The organism is Nonomuraea sp. KM90 (assembly GCF_052246675.1).
Taxonomy (GTDB): domain Bacteria; phylum Actinomycetota; class Actinomycetes; order Streptosporangiales; family Streptosporangiaceae; genus Nonomuraea.
In genome coordinates, this window is sequence record NZ_JBQQCB010000004.1 from 1 (window position 1) to 15,104 (window position 15,104).

13 protein-coding genes are annotated in these 15,104 nt (G+C 69.9%); 6 read left to right on the forward strand and 7 right to left on the reverse strand.

Going from position 1 to position 15,104, the window contains the following annotated elements; genetic code table 11:
• The coding region (locus tag ACTWPW_RS06275) for a serine/threonine-protein kinase (RefSeq protein WP_443168156.1) at positions 1-924 on the reverse strand (924 nt) is incomplete at its 3' end.
• 170 nt (positions 925-1,094) lie between these two features.
• Between ACTWPW_RS06275 and ACTWPW_RS06280 the strand changes: the two genes are divergently transcribed.
• On the forward strand, positions 1,095-1,772 hold the full coding sequence (locus tag ACTWPW_RS06280) for a hypothetical protein (RefSeq protein ID WP_375119354.1): 678 nt from the start codon (positions 1,095-1,097) through the stop codon (positions 1,770-1,772).
• Between the two features lie 4 nt (positions 1,773-1,776).
• Here the strand turns inward: ACTWPW_RS06280 and ACTWPW_RS06285 are convergent, their stop codons facing one another.
• Together ACTWPW_RS06285 and ACTWPW_RS06290 are read right to left on the reverse strand one after the other, a co-directional pair.
• Entirely contained in the window at positions 1,777-2,397 is a 621-nt protein-coding gene (locus ACTWPW_RS06285) for a response regulator (protein WP_375119355.1), read from the reverse strand.
• Positions 2,394-3,509 (reverse strand): GAF domain-containing sensor histidine kinase, encoded by a 1,116-nt coding sequence (locus ACTWPW_RS06290; RefSeq protein WP_443168157.1) that lies wholly within the window; start codon positions 3,507-3,509, stop codon positions 2,394-2,396. Before ACTWPW_RS06290 ends, ACTWPW_RS06285 begins: the two co-directional genes overlap by 4 nt.
• Before the next feature lie 123 nt (positions 3,510-3,632).
• On the opposite strand from ACTWPW_RS06290, the gene ACTWPW_RS06295 reads away from it, so the two are divergent.
• From ACTWPW_RS06295 to serB, 4 genes are all read left to right on the forward strand, one after another.
• Positions 3,633-4,289, forward strand: coding sequence for an SDR family oxidoreductase (locus ACTWPW_RS06295; RefSeq protein ID WP_375119357.1), 657 nt, complete (start codon positions 3,633-3,635; stop codon positions 4,287-4,289).
• A complete protein-coding gene (locus ACTWPW_RS06300; protein ID WP_375119358.1) occupies positions 4,286-5,293 on the forward strand; it encodes an S-adenosylmethionine:tRNA ribosyltransferase-isomerase in 1,008 nt (335 codons plus the stop codon). Before ACTWPW_RS06295 ends, ACTWPW_RS06300 begins: the two co-directional genes overlap by 4 nt.
• Positions 5,294-5,393: 100 nt before the next feature.
• The gene (locus ACTWPW_RS06305; RefSeq protein WP_375119359.1) at positions 5,394-5,951 is read left to right on the forward strand and encodes a hypothetical protein; all 558 of its coding nucleotides are present in this window, start codon (positions 5,394-5,396) and stop codon (positions 5,949-5,951) included.
• A gap of 78 nt (positions 5,952-6,029) precedes the next feature.
• Entirely contained in the window at positions 6,030-7,250 is a 1,221-nt protein-coding gene (serB, locus tag ACTWPW_RS06310) for a phosphoserine phosphatase SerB (RefSeq protein ID WP_364126102.1), read from the forward strand.
• Positions 7,251-7,265: 15 nt separating this feature from the next.
• On the opposite strand, the gene ACTWPW_RS06315 is transcribed toward serB, so the two are convergent.
• From ACTWPW_RS06315 to ACTWPW_RS06330, 4 genes are all read right to left on the reverse strand, one after another.
• Positions 7,266-7,733: a SixA phosphatase family protein gene (locus ACTWPW_RS06315; protein WP_443168158.1), complete on the reverse strand. Its 468-nt coding sequence runs from the start codon at positions 7,731-7,733 to the stop codon at positions 7,266-7,268.
• Positions 7,734-7,971: 238 nt separating this feature from the next.
• The gene (locus tag ACTWPW_RS06320) at positions 7,972-10,287 is read right to left on the reverse strand and encodes a sodium-translocating pyrophosphatase (protein WP_364126097.1); all 2,316 of its coding nucleotides are present in this window, start codon (positions 10,285-10,287) and stop codon (positions 7,972-7,974) included.
• Between the two features lie 1,027 nt (positions 10,288-11,314).
• The gene (locus ACTWPW_RS06325; RefSeq protein ID WP_375119361.1) at positions 11,315-11,734 is read right to left on the reverse strand and encodes an ATP-binding protein; all 420 of its coding nucleotides are present in this window, start codon (positions 11,732-11,734) and stop codon (positions 11,315-11,317) included.
• Position 11,735: 1 nt separating this feature from the next.
• Complete coding sequence (locus tag ACTWPW_RS06330) at positions 11,736-12,086, reverse strand: STAS domain-containing protein (RefSeq protein ID WP_043629845.1); 351 nt, start codon at positions 12,084-12,086, stop codon at positions 11,736-11,738.
• 409 nt (positions 12,087-12,495) lie between these two features.
• On the opposite strand from ACTWPW_RS06330, the gene ACTWPW_RS06335 reads away from it, so the two are divergent.
• Positions 12,496-14,994 (forward strand): DEAD/DEAH box helicase, encoded by a 2,499-nt coding sequence (locus tag ACTWPW_RS06335; protein WP_443168159.1) that lies wholly within the window; start codon positions 12,496-12,498, stop codon positions 14,992-14,994.
• Positions 14,995-15,104 lie beyond the last annotated feature (110 nt).

Here is a 15,104-nt window from a genome sequence, read left to right on the forward strand (position 1 = left end):
GGTGGGCCAGGCGGCGGGTGGGGGGAATTGGGGGGTGGGCGGTGCCGGGGGGTGGTCGGCGGCGACCTGCGAGCCGGTGCTCAGCGCCACCTCGTCGTCGTGCCCTGGCACCTCCCCCTGGTTCTCCAGCAGCGCGAACAGCACCTCGGCGGCCGACGGCCGGTCGTCGGCCCGCTTGCTCAGGCACCCCTGGACGATCGGCCGCAGGTCGTCCGGCAGCACGGACAGGTCCGGCTCCTCGTTCATCACCCGGTAGATGACCGCCGGCAGGCTGTCCTGGCCGAACGTGGGGCGTCCCGTGGCGGCGTACATCATGGTCAGGGCCCAGCTGAACATGTCGCTGGCCGGCCCCACCCGCTCGGCGGAGATCTGCTCCGGCGACATGTACGCCGGCGTCCCCACGACCCCGCTGCTGATCGTCATCGCCGAGTCCAGCGCCCGCGCGATGCCGAAGTCGATCACCCGCGGCCCGTCGGTCCCGAGCAGCACGTTGCTCGGTTTGAAGTCCCTGTGCACGATGCCCGCGCGGTGGATGGCGGCCAGCGCGGTCACCGTGCCGACGGCCAGCCGGTAGAGCGATCCGCCCTCCCGCGGCCCCTCCCGCTGCACCACCAGCTGCAGCGACACCCCGTCGACCAGCTCGCTGACGATGTACGGCTGCTCGCCGTCCATGTTCGCCCCGAGCACCTGGGCGGTGCAGAACTGGGCGACCCGGCGCGCCGCGGCCACCTCGCGCATGAACCGCTCCGAGTCCAGGCCGGGCTTGTCAAGCCGGGTGTTGAGCAGCTTGATGGCCACGAGCCGCCCGTCCGGCGACTCGGCCTTGTAGACGATCCCCTGCGCACCCTTGCCCAGGCGTCCGAGCAACCGGTAGTTGCCCAGGGTCGCCGGATCACCGGCTTGTAAGGGGTGCGTGTCCGGCACCTGGTCCTCCCCCTTGTGCTTGACCCCCGATCACAAGCGTGATGAACCCGCACAAACACCCGCAAGTCATCCCAAGTTACGAAAGATCATCGCTCTTTGCGAAAAATTTGCCCTACGCAATAATCATGGAGATGATCGGGGATTTCCAGCACCGTACGGGGAGCCGTCACATGCGCAGAAGTTTCAGCCTGTTGTTAGCCGGTGGACTGGCCGCCGCGCCCATGACCGTGCCCGCCCAGGCGAGCGCCACGGCCACGGCTGCCACCAGCACCAGCGCTACCAGCAAGGCGACGGCGACCGCCGGGATCACGATGGCACCGTTCTCGAACTTCAAGATCACGGTACCGAAATACACGAAGCGCACCAAGCGCGGCGGCAAGATCATGTATTACGTCCGGGCGAAGAACCTGGGCCCCCACTACGCCGACTACTACTGGATGGGCGGCCAGGTGCCCAAGGGCGTCGAGCCCACCCTGCGCTGGGGCGGCCCCAAGGGCACCAAGTGCACGTGGGAGGGCCGCTGGTTCTGGTGCTGGGGCCCGCTGCGGCTGGAGAAGGGCAAGACCGACTGGCTGAACTTCCAGCTCACACTGAAGAAGGGCACCACCGGCACGGCCACGGCCAAGGTCGGCGTGATGTCGTTCGACGTCGACCAGGGCATGGAGAACATCGACGAGGAAGAGCTCGAGCGCCTCGGCATCAAGGGCTATCACTGGCTCAAGACGGTCAAGACGCAGATCGTCACCCCGCCGCGCAACCCCGGCCGGAGCTGGACGCCGCCGCCCGTGGTCAAGGAGTACAACCCGCCCGCCAGCCACCAGGAATCGAACAAGAAGAAGGACACCTGACCGATCAGCCCAGGCCGTGCCGTACGGCGTACAGTGCGGCCTGGGTGCGGTCCTGCACGCCCAGCTTCATCAGCACGTTGGAGACGTGGGTCTTGACCGTCTTCTCCGCGACGGCCAGGCTCCTGGCGATCTCCCTGTTGGACCGGCCGGAAGCGATCAGCGCGAGCACCTCGCGCTCGCGCTCGGTCAGCGGCACCGGCGCGGGGACGGCGGCGTTCGCGGAGGTGGCCAGCATCGCCTCCGCCGCCTCCGGGGCCAGCAGCACCTGCCCGCCGTGCACAGCGCGTACGGCCTGCACGAGCGCGGGCGGATCGACGTCCTTGTAGAGGAACCCGGCCGCCCCCGCCCGCATCGCCGGGCCGACGTCCGACGGATCGCTCACCGAGGTCAGCACCACCACCTTGGTCGCCCCGCCGGCCAGCCGCTCCAGCGCGCCCAGCCCGTCGAGCACCGGCATCTTCAGGTCCAGCAGCAGCACGTCGGGCGCCAGCTCCCCGACCAGCTCGACGGCCTGCTCCCCGTCGCCCGCCTCGCCGACGACCGTGATATCGTCCTGCAGGTCGAGGAACGTCCGCAGCCCCTGCCGCACGACCGGGTGATCGTCGGCGATCAGCACCCGGATCACAGGCCCACCTCCACGCGTACGGTGGTCCCCTGGCCGGGAACCGAGTCGACCGTCATGACGCCCCCCACCGACTCGGCCCGGTCGCGCATCGACACCAGGCCCAGGCCGCGCGACTCCGCCTGCTCGAACCCGTTCCCGTCGTCGTGCACGGTCAGCGCCAGCCTGTCGGCCTCGCACCACAGCCGCACAGCGACCCTGGTGGCGCCGGAGTGCCGCAGCGCGTTGTGCAGCGCCTCCTGGGCCACCCTCAGCACCGCCACCTCGACCGCCGAGTCCAGCGGCGGCAGCTCGGCGCACTCGAACGTGACCAGGGACGGGTGGAGCCGGTCGAGCATGCGCACGTGCTTGCGCAGCGTCTCCGACAGCCCGTGCCGGTCGAGCTCCGCCGGGCGCAGCTCGACGATCACCGCCCGCAGCTCGGCCAGGGCCTCGCCGGCCAGCCGCTGGACGCGCTCGATCTCGACGGCGGCCTTGTCGGGGGCCTTGTCGAGCATGGCGCCGGCGGCCTGCGCCGTGAGCCGCAGCGAGAACAGCTTCTGCGTGACCGCGTCGTGCAGCTCCCTGGCCACCCGGTTGCGCTCCTCCAGCATCGCCAGCTCGCGCCCGCGCTCGTAGAGCCGGGCGTTGGCCAGCGCGATCGCGGCATGGGCGGCGAACAGCGTGAGCAGCTCCTGGTCGTCCTGGGTGAACCCGCCGGGCGTGCGCTTGTTGGCCAGGAAGATGATGCCGAGCACCTGGTCGCCGTCGCGGATCGGCACCCCGAGGAAGTCCTTCATCACCGGATGCGCCTTCGGCCACCACTCGAACCTGGGGTCCTTGCGCAGGTCGGGCAGCCGGGCGGGGGCGCCGTCGCGGAGCATCGCGCCGAGCATGCCGTGCTGCCTGGGCAGCGGCCCGATCGCGTCCCACTGCTTGTCGGTGAGGCCCTCGGCGACGAACTCGGCGAACGACCCGTCCTCGTCGGGGACGCCGAGCGCGGCGTAGCGGGCGTCGAGGAGCCGCTGCGCCGAACGTACGATGACCTGGAGCACCTCGCGGACCGACAGATGGCGGGTGACCGCGAGCACCACGGAGCTCACCGCCTGCAGGATCTCGTCTCGGTCGGAGGTCACGGCCCCACTCTATGGTCCGGGCCCGACAGGATCCCGGGTCCACGGTCCTAGGACGATGTGCCCGGGCGAGGGCGGGCCCTCAGCCCGATGTACGCCGCGCGCCGCGTTCCTACCGTCGGCTGTATGACGAACACCGCACTCATCACCGGCGCCTCCCGCGGACTCGGCCTCGCCCTGGCGAGGTCCCTGGCGGGGGCGGGCTGGAACCTCGTGCTCACCGCCCGCGGGGCGGCCGACCTGGAGCGGGTCGCCGCCGAGCTGGGCGCCACCGCGATCGCGGGCGACGTGACCGACCCCGAACACGTGCAACGGCTGGCCAGAGCGGCACCCGAGCTGCACCTGCTGGTCAACAACGCCAGTGACCTGGGCGTGACGCCGCTGCCGCCGCTGGCGGGCTATCCGCTGGAGGCGTTCAGGGTGCTGCTGGAGACCAACGTCACCGCGCCGCTCGCCCTCGTCCAGGCCACGCTGCCCGCCCTCCGAGCGGCCGGCGGCGCGGTCGTGAACATCACCTCCGACGCCGCCACGGGCGCGTACGAGGGCTGGGGCGGCTACGGCGCCACCAAGGCCGCGCTCGAACAGCTCTCCAACGTGCTGTCCGCCGAGGAGCCCGCCCTGCGCGTCTGGTGGGTCGACCCCGGCGAGATGAACACCCGCATGCTCGCCGACGCCGTGGGCGCCGAGGAGGCCGCGGCCGCCGCCGACCCGGCCAAGGTGGCCGCCGCGCTGTACGACCTGGTGAGCGCCCGCCCGGCGAGCGGAAGAGTGAGCCTGCAATGACCGCCGCGCTCGACTTCCAGCTGCCGCCTGGCCTGTCGGCCCACGAACCGCCCGAGGCGAGGGGCATGTCCAGGGACGCGGTCCGCCTGATGGTCTCGCGCGGCGACCAGGAGCCGGCCCATCACCACTTCGCCGACCTGCCGGGGCTGCTGGACCCGGGAGACCTGATCGTGGTGAACAACTCGGCGACCCTGCCCGCGGCCGTCCGGCTGGACCGCCTGGCCGTGCACTTCTCCACCGCCAGGCCGGACGGCACGTGGCTGGTGGAGCTGCGCCGCCGTACCGCGAAGGCGTCCGAGCCCTACGGCGGGGGCGAGCCGGGCGAGTGGCTGCCGATGCCGGGGCGGGCGACGTTGCGGCTGATCGAGCGGGAGACGCCAAGGCTGTGGCGGGCCGCGCTCGACCGGGACGTGGAGGCGTACCTGCGGGTGCACGGGGTGCCGATCCGCTACTCGTACGTGGAGCGGGACTGGCCGATCGAGGCGTACCAGACCGTGTTCGGGACCGTGCCGGGGAGCGCGGAGATGCCGAGCGCCGCCCGGCCGTTCACCGCCGGCCTGGTGACGGCGCTGGTGGCGCGGGGCGTCGGGATCGCGCCGATCACGCTGCACACGGGGGTGGCCTCGCCGGAGAAGGACGAGCCGCCCTACCCCGAGCGGTACGAGGTGCCGGCGGCCACCGCGCGGCTGGTGAACCTGGCCAGGGAGAACGGCGGGCGGGTGGTGGCGGCGGGGACGACCGTCGTACGGGCCCTGGAGACGGCCGTCGGCGCCGACGGGCGGGTGTCCGCCTCCGGGGGCTGGACCAGGCACATCGTCACCCCGGAGAGCGGCGTACGGGCGGTCACGGGGCTGATCACGGGCCTGCACGAGCCGCGCTCCAGCCACCTGCTCATGCTGACCGCGATCGCGGGCGAACCGGCGCTGGCCCGCGCGTACGAGGAGGCGCTACGCGAGGGGTACCTGTGGCACGAGTTCGGCGACACGCACCTGATTCTGAAGTAATAGGCTTTACACAGATTTTGCATTCGTGATAGGAACAGCCGACATTTACGGGGGCTTAGTTCTGTTGCGTCCCCGTGCCCTTTGATCCCGGAGACGTTGAATGCGCAACTCCCTTCCCAAGGTCGCCTCGCTGGCTTTAGTCGCGGGCGCCCTGCTCCTCCCGGCTGTTCCGGCCTCCGCCACGACCGCTCCCGCCACGGCCGTCAAGGCCGTGCAGGACGACCCGTTCTCCGTCTTCGACGTGACGGTGAAGGCCCCCAAGAAGGTCAAGGCCGGCGGCCGGATCAACTACACGATCCACGCCGTCAACGAGGGCCCGCACTACGCGGACGCCTGGTTCCTCGGTGGCCAGTTCCCCAAGGGCGTCGACCTGAAGAAGATCCGCTACCGCACGAGCATCGCCGACACCGAGTGCTTCCTTGACGGCCGCGCCTTCTACTGCTTCGCCAACAAGGTCTTGGAGAAGGGCGAATCCGTCACCATGATCTTCGAGACCAGGCTGACGAAGAAGGCGAAGGGCACCCAGACGGCGACGCTCGGCATCATCTCCTACGACGTCCAGACGGGCATGGAGAACATGAGCAAGGAAGAGCTCGACCGCCTCGGCATCCCCGAGCACGGCTACGCCAAGACGGTCAAGACCAAGATCGTCCGCTAGTCCTGACACACTGCGCCCGCGCCCGAATGCCCAACCTGCTTCACGAGCATCGGACCGGGCGCAGTACCGTGGCTGGATGTGGACCAGCGCACCCTCCTGATCACACTGACCGGCCCTGATCGCCCGGGCGTAACTTCACGACTTTTCTCCGTTCTGTCGAATTTCCCGGTGACAGTGGCGGACATCGAACAGGTCGTCATCCGGGGCCGTCTCACGCTCGGCGTGCTCGTCGCGTACGCGGGCGGGCCCTCGACCGGCACCGGGACCACCCTCGGCGCCATGTGGACCGCCGTCGAGCGAGTGGCCGAGGACCTCGGCATGGAGGTGGAGCTCTCCACCGGATCGCAGGCCAAGGAGCAGCGCCGCCGCGGCCGCCTGTCGGTCAGCGTGCTCGGCGCCACCCTGCAGCCGGCCGCCATCGCGGGCATCGCCGGCCGCATCGCCGCCGCCGGCGCGAACATCGACCGCATCGAACGCCTCGCCCAGTGGCCCGTCACCTGCATCGAGCTGTCCGTGTCCGGCGCCGACCCCGACGCGCTGCGCGTGGAGCTGGCCGCCGAGGCCGCCGCGCAGGAGGTGGACGTGGCCGTGCAGCGCACCGGCCTGTCCCGCCGGGCCAAGCGGCTGATCGTCATGGACGTCGACTCCACCCTCATCCAGGGCGAGGTCATCGAGCTGCTGGCGGCGCACGCGGGCTGCCTGGAAGAGGTCGCCCGGGTCACCGAGGAGGCCATGCGCGGCGAGCTGGACTTCGCCGAGTCGCTGCGGCGCAGGGTCGCGCTGCTCGAAGGGCTGCCGGCCGAGGTGTTCGAGCTGGTGCGCAAGGAGGTCGTGCTCACGCCCGGCGCCCGTACGCTGGTGCGCACGCTCAAGCGGCTCGACTACCGCTTCGCCATCGTCAGCGGCGGGTTCACGCAGATCACCGACGGGCTGGTGGAGGAGCTCGGCATCGACTACTCCGCCGCCAACGTGCTCGAAGTGATCGACGGCCGGCTGACCGGCCGGGTCGTGGGAGAGATCGTCGACCGGCCGGGCAAGGCGCGGGCGCTGGAGAGGTTCGCGCGCGAGGCCCGCCTGCCGATCTCCCAGACGGTGGCCATCGGCGACGGCGCCAACGACCTGGACATGATCGCGGCGGCCGGCCTGGGGATCGCGTTCAACGCCAAGCCCGTGGTGCGCCAGGCGGCCGACACCGCGGTCAACACGCCGTACCTGGACTCGATCCTCTACCTGCTGGGCATCTCGCGGGACGAGGTGGAGGCCGCGGACGCCGAGGACAGCGTGCTCACGGCCCAGTGAGGTCGGCGGGGTGACCTAGTGTTCCTTGGGGTCCCAGTGGCTGACGAGGCGCCCCTCGCCCGGCCACAGGTCCGCCCAGACCGACTCCACGCCGATCACCGCGAACGCCCCCGGCCGGAACCCGTAGTCGCCCCCGGCCAGCCCCAGGGCCAGCTCGTGCACGCCCGGGTTGTGCCCGCACAGCACGACGGTGCCCAGGCCGGGGTCGGACCGGCGGACCAGCTCCAGCAGCTCCTCGGGGTACGCCTCGTAGATCTCGCGCTCGTAGCTGATCTCCGTCTCGGGGAAGGCGATCTCGGCGGTGCGCCTGGTCCTGAGCGCCGGCGAGCAGAGCACCACGTCCGGGTCGAAGCCGGCCGCTCTGATCTCGTCACCCGCCCGCTTGGCGTCCCGCTCGCCCCGGTCGGTCAGGGGCCGCTCCCGGTCGGCCAGGCCCGGCACCTGGGCGGCTTTGGCGTGGCGCAGCACGATCAAGGTACGCACGAGCTCATCCCGTCCTCGAGGCCCAGACCGACAGCGCCACGATCACGGCCAGGACGGCGACCATTCCGAGCAGGATCAGGCCCAGGGTCTTTCCGCCGCTGGGCCGCTTCTCATCGTTCACGCGCCCAGTTTCCCACCGAGGTGCGCGGGTTCCACTCCCGCCCACCCTCCGCCGGCTCCGACGCGAAGGAGCCCGCCCCCCGGCCGGGGAACGGGCTCCTCGAAGAAACTCCGCGGGTTACGACGGGACGGGCTCGTGCTCGCGGTTGTTGTTGCTGGCCGGCTCGCTGGTCACCGACCGCCGCTTGGACACGATGATCGCGCCGACCACCACGCCCACCGCGACCACGGTGATGCCGATGCGCAGGGCCGGGTTGCCCGCGTACAGGACCACCGCGGGCGCCACCAGCAGCGCCACCAGGTTCATCACCTTGATCAGCGGGTTGATGGCCGGACCGGCCGTGTCCTTGAACGGGTCGCCGACCGTGTCGCCGATGACCGTGGCCGCGTGCGCCTCGGAGCCCTTGCCGCCGTGGTGCCCGTCCTCGACGAGCTTCTTGGCGTTGTCCCAGGCGCCGCCGGAGTTGGCCAGGAAGACGGCCATCAGGGTGCCGCAGGCGATGGCTCCGGCCAGGAACGCGCCCAGCGGCGCGTACCCCAGGGCGAACCCGACCGCGATCGGCGTCATGACCGCCAGCAGGCCGGGGGTGGCCAGCTCGCGGAGCGAGTCGCGGGTGCAGATGTCCACGACGCGGCCGTACTCGGGCTTCACCGTGCCGTCCATGATGCCCGGGTTGTTGCGGAACTGGTCGCGTACCTCGAAGACCACCCGCATCGCGGCCCGCCCGACCGCCGAGATCGCCAGCCCCGCGAACAGGAACACGACCGCGGCGCCGATGATCAGCCCGACCAGGACGTTGGGGTTGTCGATGCCGAGGCTGAAGTTCTGGAACTCGCCCAGCGCACCCTTGATCGCCGCGTCGGCCCTGCTCAGCTCGGTCTCCACGGCCGTACGGAACGCGCCGAACAGCGCCGTCGCCGCCAGCACGGCCGTGGCGATGGCGATGCCCTTGGTGATGGCCTTGGTGGTGTTGCCGACCGCGTCGAGGCTGGTCAGCACGCGGGCGCCCTCGCCGTCGACGTCGCCCGACATCTCGGCGATGCCCTGGGCGTTGTCGGAGACGGGACCGAAGGTGTCCATCGAGACGATGACGCCGACCGTGGTCAGCAGGCCGGTGCCCGCCAGGGCCACCGCGAACAGCGCGAGCGTCACGTTCCCGAAACCGAGCAGGAACGCGCCGTAGACCGCGCCGCCGATGATCAGCGCCGAGTAGACGGCCGACTCCAGGCCGACGGCAATGCCCGCCAGGATGACGGTCGCCGGGCCGGTGGCCGAGCTCTCGCCGATCTCGCGTACGGGGCGGCGGGTGGTCTCGGTGAAGTAGCCGGTGAGCAACTGGATGGCGCTGGCCAGCACCAGGCCGATCAGCACCGCGCCGATGGCGATGAGCCTCGGGTCGGCGTCGGACTGCACCGTGGCGCCGGTCAGGCCGGAGAAGCTGCTGGGCAGGTACCAGAACGCGGCCACCGCCACCAGCACCGCCGAGATCGCGGCGGAGATGAAGAAGCTGCGGTTGATCGCCGCCATGCCGCTGCGGTCGCGGTCACGCATCCCGGTGACGAAGATGCCGATGATCGCGGTGATGACACCGATCATCGGGACGATGAGGGGGAAGATCAGCCCCTCCTGGCCGAAGGCCACCCGGCCCAGGATGAGGCTGGCGACCAGCATGACCGCGTACGACTCGAACAGGTCGGCCGCCATGCCGGCGCAGTCACCGACGTTGTCGCCCACGTTGTCGGCGATGGTGGCGGCGTTGCGCGGGTCGTCCTCCGGGATGCCCTGCTCGACCTTGCCGACCAGGTCGGCGCCGACGTCGGCCGCCTTGGTGAAGATGCCGCCGCCGACTCGCATGAACATCGCCAGCAGCGCCGCCCCGAACCCGAACCCTTCGAGCACGGCGGGCGCGTCACCCTGGTAGATGAACACCACCACGGCCGCCCCGAACAGGCCGAGGCCCACGGTGAACATCCCGGCCACACCGCCGGTACGGAACGCGATGCGCATGGCGCGCTTCTCGCCGGACTCCTTGGCCGCGGCGGCGACGCGGACGTTCCCGCGCACGGCCAGCCACATGCCTATGAACCCGGTCAGCGCGGAGAAAACCGCCCCGACCACGAAGAAGATCGAACGTCCGATGCGTTCGTCCCATTCTCCGGGTAGCAGGAGCAACAGGAAGGGAATCACGACGACGAAGATCGCCAACGTGCGGAACTGGCGCGTGAGATAAGCCGCGGCGCCTTCTTGTACGGCGCGCGCGATGTTCTGCATTCGTTCGGTGCCCTGGCCGGCGGACAGCACCTCGCGTACCAGTCCGCCGGCGACGGCTAGCGCGATAAGTGCGACCGCGGCGACCACGACCACGATGGTGAGATTGTTTCCGCTCAGGGCCAGATTGGACGCTGGCTCCGCTGCCAGCATGTGCCTGCTCATCGTTCTCCTCGGCAAGACCGGTCGTCCTGCCCGGGCGGTGCTGCAGTTTGCCTCGGCGGGTGTTGCGGCACCATCCGGGTTGTGGGTGCCGCTTCCGGTTGAATCCGCATTCCGCCGGATCACCTTGGCCGGTGCCGGGAGTCTACGCAGGCACTCCGCGGATATGAAGGCTCTCGCGGTCGCTAATTGTGCGAGTGTCTAGTAATCCCCTGCCAGTGCCCCGGTTTGGGGTCTGACAAGCGAAATTTCCCTGGGTTTACGGTCGAGGCAAGGCGCTATATCGGTCGGACCGAAACCCGGGTTGGCGGTGGATCTTCGGCGCGGACAGCTGCCCTCGGCGCCGTGGATCTCAGCCCTTTGGCGGCAACCGCTTTCCCGCCGCCGAACTTGATCCGCGGAACGGTCTTCCTGGGTGCGACGCCCGGGCGTCCACGCGCCCGGATCAGGCCCGACACCGCGAAGCCGCCCGGCAGGCAGCGGCACCTTCACGGCCCTCGTTCATGACCGACCACGGGAGTCGCCGACCACGAGAGCCCGGACAGGCGGACCACCACGGGCCGGCACCGGGCGCCCGGACGGATCGCGCGGCGATGCGGCGCATCGTACCGGCAGGCAGGGCTGTCGCCGGGACACGTCCGAATACCGGCGCGACCCGGCTCGATCCACAGGACCAGCCAGATCGCCGTCACGACGGCGGCGGACCGGCCACCAGGTCGTGGTGAAGCCCGCCATCAGGGCCCGTGAGCCAGGCGGCTCCATCAGCCCAGGCGGCAACCACCACCGCCACGCCCAGAGCCCCCACGACCCGATGCCGCCACGCCCAGGGGCCGCCACGGCCCGAGGCCCTCACGCCCAGAGGCCCCACGGCCCGAGGCCCCACGCTCAGGAACCGCCACGGCAGCGCCCGTTCCGTGCGTCAGTCGCACCCACGCTGTCAGGGGCTGTCAGGGGCTGTCAGACGCCCACGAACACTCCGCAGCACTCGATCCCCGGGTCGCTCGTCAAGACACGAGAGGAGAAGAAGTCGTCAGACGCCGACCGCCGCGGGCCAGCTCATGCGGATGTTCGTCCCCTTGGGGCTGGGAAACACCTCGACGTCATCGGCCAGTCCCTCGATGACCGCGATGCCGAAGTTGGACATGAAGGAGTCAGAGAGCATACCCAGGTCGAGGGGTTGTTCCTGCTTGATCTCTTCGCTGGGGGCCTGATCGCTGACCGTGACTTCGAAACGCCCGGAATCGTCACGCAGCTCGATGCGGATGGGCTCGCCCGGACAGTGCACGCGATGCGCCTCTACTGCCCGGGAGCACGCCTCACCCACGGCGAGCCTGACCTCGTCCAGCAGGGACTCCTCCACGCCGGTACGGCGAGCGATCGCTGTCGCCACCAGCCGTGCGGTTCGCACGTGCGCGGGGAGAGCGCTGAACGTCAGCTCGACGGTAGCCATGCTACTTGTCTTTGCCGTGAGCTTCCTTGGCCTCGTCGACCGAAGCGTAGATCCCGAAGACCTTGGTCAGACCGGTGATCCGGAAGATCTTGAGGATGCGCTCCTGCGTGCAGACCAGCTCGAGGGAGCCGTCGTGCGCGCGAACCCGCTTGAGCCCGCCGACCAGCACGCCGAGGCCCGTCGAGTCGAGGAAGTCGACCTTCTCCATGTTGACGAGAAGGTGGAAGTTGCCCTTGTTGACCAGGTCGATCAGGAGCTCACGCAATCTCGGCGCCGTGTAGACATCGATCTCACCCTCGACCTCCACGATGGTGAGTCGGTCTTCGGTGCGGTGATCCAACTTCAGATCCACAGATCCTCCAGCGCCTCGCCTGCGAAACTACTCTTGCGGGCCTGGCAATCTGGAGCGTGGCCCCAGACTGTCCGACCCTGACGCGCGGCATTCAACCACGCGCCTGGCTTGTGTCTATACGAAATCACGATTCCCGGCGACTTTGCCCATCGATGCAAGACTGGAAACAGTGACTTCCTCCGGATCCTCCCCACAACAGGCAGGTCCACTCCTCCACCACCTGCTTGGCGTTCCCGCACGTCACGAGCGTGTCACCCATGTGGAGCATGTTCCAGCACGTCAGGCGGGTCAAGTCCAATGGCCCAAATGGACGCCTGAAGTGCTTGTTACGCGCTTGGCGAACCGTGGGGTCACAGGACTCTGGCCACACCAGTACGAGGCCGCCGACCTGGCTTTTCGTGGCCGAAACGTGATCATCTCCACAGGCACGGCGTCGGGGAAGTCGCTGGCGTACCTCACCCCGGCGATCGCCTCCTGTCTCGACGGCGGCACGGTCCTGTACCTGACGCCGACCAAGGCACTGGCCGCCGACCAGCTCCGAGGCCTGCGCGAGTTGCGCATCACCCAGGTGCGCGCGGCCTGCTTCGACGGTGACACGCCGTTCGAGGAGCGGACCTGGGTACGCCAGCACGCCAACTACGTCCTGACGAATCCCGACATGCTCCACCGCAGCATCCTTCCCCGCCACGCGCAGTGGTCGTCGTTCTTCCGCCGCCTGCGCCTGGTCGTCGTGGACGAGTGCCACGGTTACCGCGGCGTGTTCGGCTCCCACGTCGCCCAGATCCTGCGCCGCCTGCGCCGCGCCTGTGCCCGCTACAACGCGCACCCCACGTTCCTGCTCGCCTCGGCGACGGCCAGCGAGCCGGGGGCGTTCGCGATGAGGCTGACGGGGCTTGAGATGGACGAGGTGACGGTGGACGCCTCGCCGAAGGGTTCAACCACCATCGCGTTGTGGGAGCCGCCCCTGACGGAGCTCCGGGGCGAGGGCGGGGCTCCCGTACGGCGCACGGCCACGGCGGAGGCGGCGGATCTTCTCGCGGACCTCGTCCTGGCCGACGTACGAACGCTCGCCTTCGTCCGTTCCCGCCGGGGCGCGGAGACGGTCGCCCTGTCCGCCCGCGCCAAGCTGGCCGACGTCGCCTTCTCCATCTCCCCCCCTTTCCCCACCCCCAGCTCCACCACCTCCAGCCCCGCCACCTCCAGCGCCGCCACCCCCTCCTCCGGTCCCTCCAGCCCCAGCGCTAGTCCCTCCCGCCCCTCCAGTGGGGCGAACCCGCTTGACCCGATCACCACGACCACCCCGACCAACCCGATCACCACGCCCAACCCGACCCCTCAAACCGACCCGACCAACCCGACCCCTCAAACCGACCCGACCAACCCGACCCCTCAAGCTGACCCGACCAATCCGACCTCTCAAGCTGACCCGAGAACTGCCGATCGCCCAATCGACCCCGCAACCGACAAACACCAGCAGTTCCCGCTCCACCCATCAGAACCGCCTAACGGCCCACTCACCGCTCATGGCCCTCTGACTTGGGCGCTTCCGGACGACCCCTCTCACGCGGCAGAACTCGCCGACCTCCCCAACAAGATCGCCGCCTACCGGGCCGGATACCTCGCCGAGGACCGCCGACTCCTGGAGAAAGCCCTCCGCGCAGGCACCATCATGGGCCTGGCCACCACGAACGCCCTCGAACTGGGCGTCGACGTCTCGGGGCTGGACGCCGTACTGATCGCCGGCTGGCCGGGCACCCGCGCCTCCCTCTGGCAGCAGGCCGGCCGGGCGGGCCGCGACGGCCAGGACGCCCTCGCCGTGCTGATCGCCCGGGACGACCCGCTGGACACCTACCTCGTCCACCACCCCCAGGCCCTGTTCGGCCAGCCCGTGGAGGCGATCGTCCTCGACCCCGGCAACCCGTACGTCCTGGGCCCCCACCTCTGCGCCGCGGCCGCCGAGATCCCGCTGACCGAGGACGACCTGCCGATCTTCGGCACCACCACGTCAAAGGTCCTGGAGGACCTGGTGGCGCAGGGCCTGCTCAGAAAGCGTCCGGCAGGCTGGTTCTGGACCAGGCGCGAGCGCGCCACCGACCTCGCCGACATCCGAGGCGGCGGAGGCGCCCCCATCCAGGTCGTGGAGTCGTCCACCGGCCGCCTCCTGGGCAGTGTGGACGAGCCCTCGGCCCACACCACGGTCCACACCGGCGCGATCTACCTGCACCAGGGCGAGACCTTCCTGGTGGAGGTCCTGGACCTGGAAGCCGGAGTGGCCCTGGTCTCGAGCGCGAACCCCGACTACACGACGTTCGCCCGGGACATCACCGACATCTCCATCCTCTCCACCGAACGCTCCCACCCCTTGGGGCCCGGCACGCTGCACTTCGGCGAGGTGGAGGTGACCCGCCAGGTGGTCTCCTACCTCATGAGGCGTCTCCAGTCGGGCGAAGTGCTCGGAGACGAGCCCTTGGAGCTGCCGCCCCGCACCCTCCGTACCCGCGCCGTCTGGTGGACGCTCCCCGCCTCGGCGGTAGCGCCTCTCGCCGAAGCGGGCATCGATCTCGGTGGAGCCGCCCACGCCGCCGAACACGCCTCCATCGGTCTGCTCCCCCTCTTCGCCACCTGCGACCGCTGGGACATCGGCGGCGTCTCCACGGAACTGCACGCCGACACGGGCCTGCTCACCGTCTTCGTGTACGACGGCCACGAGGGCGGCGCCGGCTTCGCCGAACGCGGCTACGCCCGCGCCACGGACTGGCTGACGGCCACGAGGGAAGCGATCATGTCCTGCGAATGCGAACGAGGCTGCCCTTCCTGCATCCAATCCCCGAAATGCGGCAACGGCAACGAGCCATTGGACAAACGAGGCGCCATCCGCCTCCTCAACACACTCCTAACCCCCCAATAAGTCACTCAACAAACCAGCCCCCCACTCCCGTCACGCCATTAATCACTCATCACCTCCCCCAAATTCACAACCTTCCACCCACACCATCGCCGAAGTGCCCCCACCGCCCC

Excerpts from the sequence above, each read along its gene's own strand:
- ACTWPW_RS06320 (WP_364126097.1), bottom strand. The coding sequence starts at position 10,287 with ATGAGCAGGCACATGCTGGCAGCGGAGCCAGCGTCCAATCTGGCCCTG.
- ACTWPW_RS06280 (WP_375119354.1), top strand. The coding sequence starts at position 1,095 with ATGCGCAGAAGTTTCAGCCTGTTGTTAGCCGGTGGACTGGCCGCCGCG.
- ACTWPW_RS06300 (WP_375119358.1), top strand. The coding sequence starts at position 4,286 with ATGACCGCCGCGCTCGACTTCCAGCTGCCGCCTGGCCTGTCGGCCCAC.
- ACTWPW_RS06325 (WP_375119361.1), bottom strand. The coding sequence starts at position 11,734 with ATGGCTACCGTCGAGCTGACGTTCAGCGCTCTCCCCGCGCACGTGCGA.
- ACTWPW_RS06295 (WP_375119357.1), top strand. The coding sequence starts at position 3,633 with ATGACGAACACCGCACTCATCACCGGCGCCTCCCGCGGACTCGGCCTC.
- ACTWPW_RS06305 (WP_375119359.1), top strand. The coding sequence starts at position 5,394 with ATGCGCAACTCCCTTCCCAAGGTCGCCTCGCTGGCTTTAGTCGCGGGC.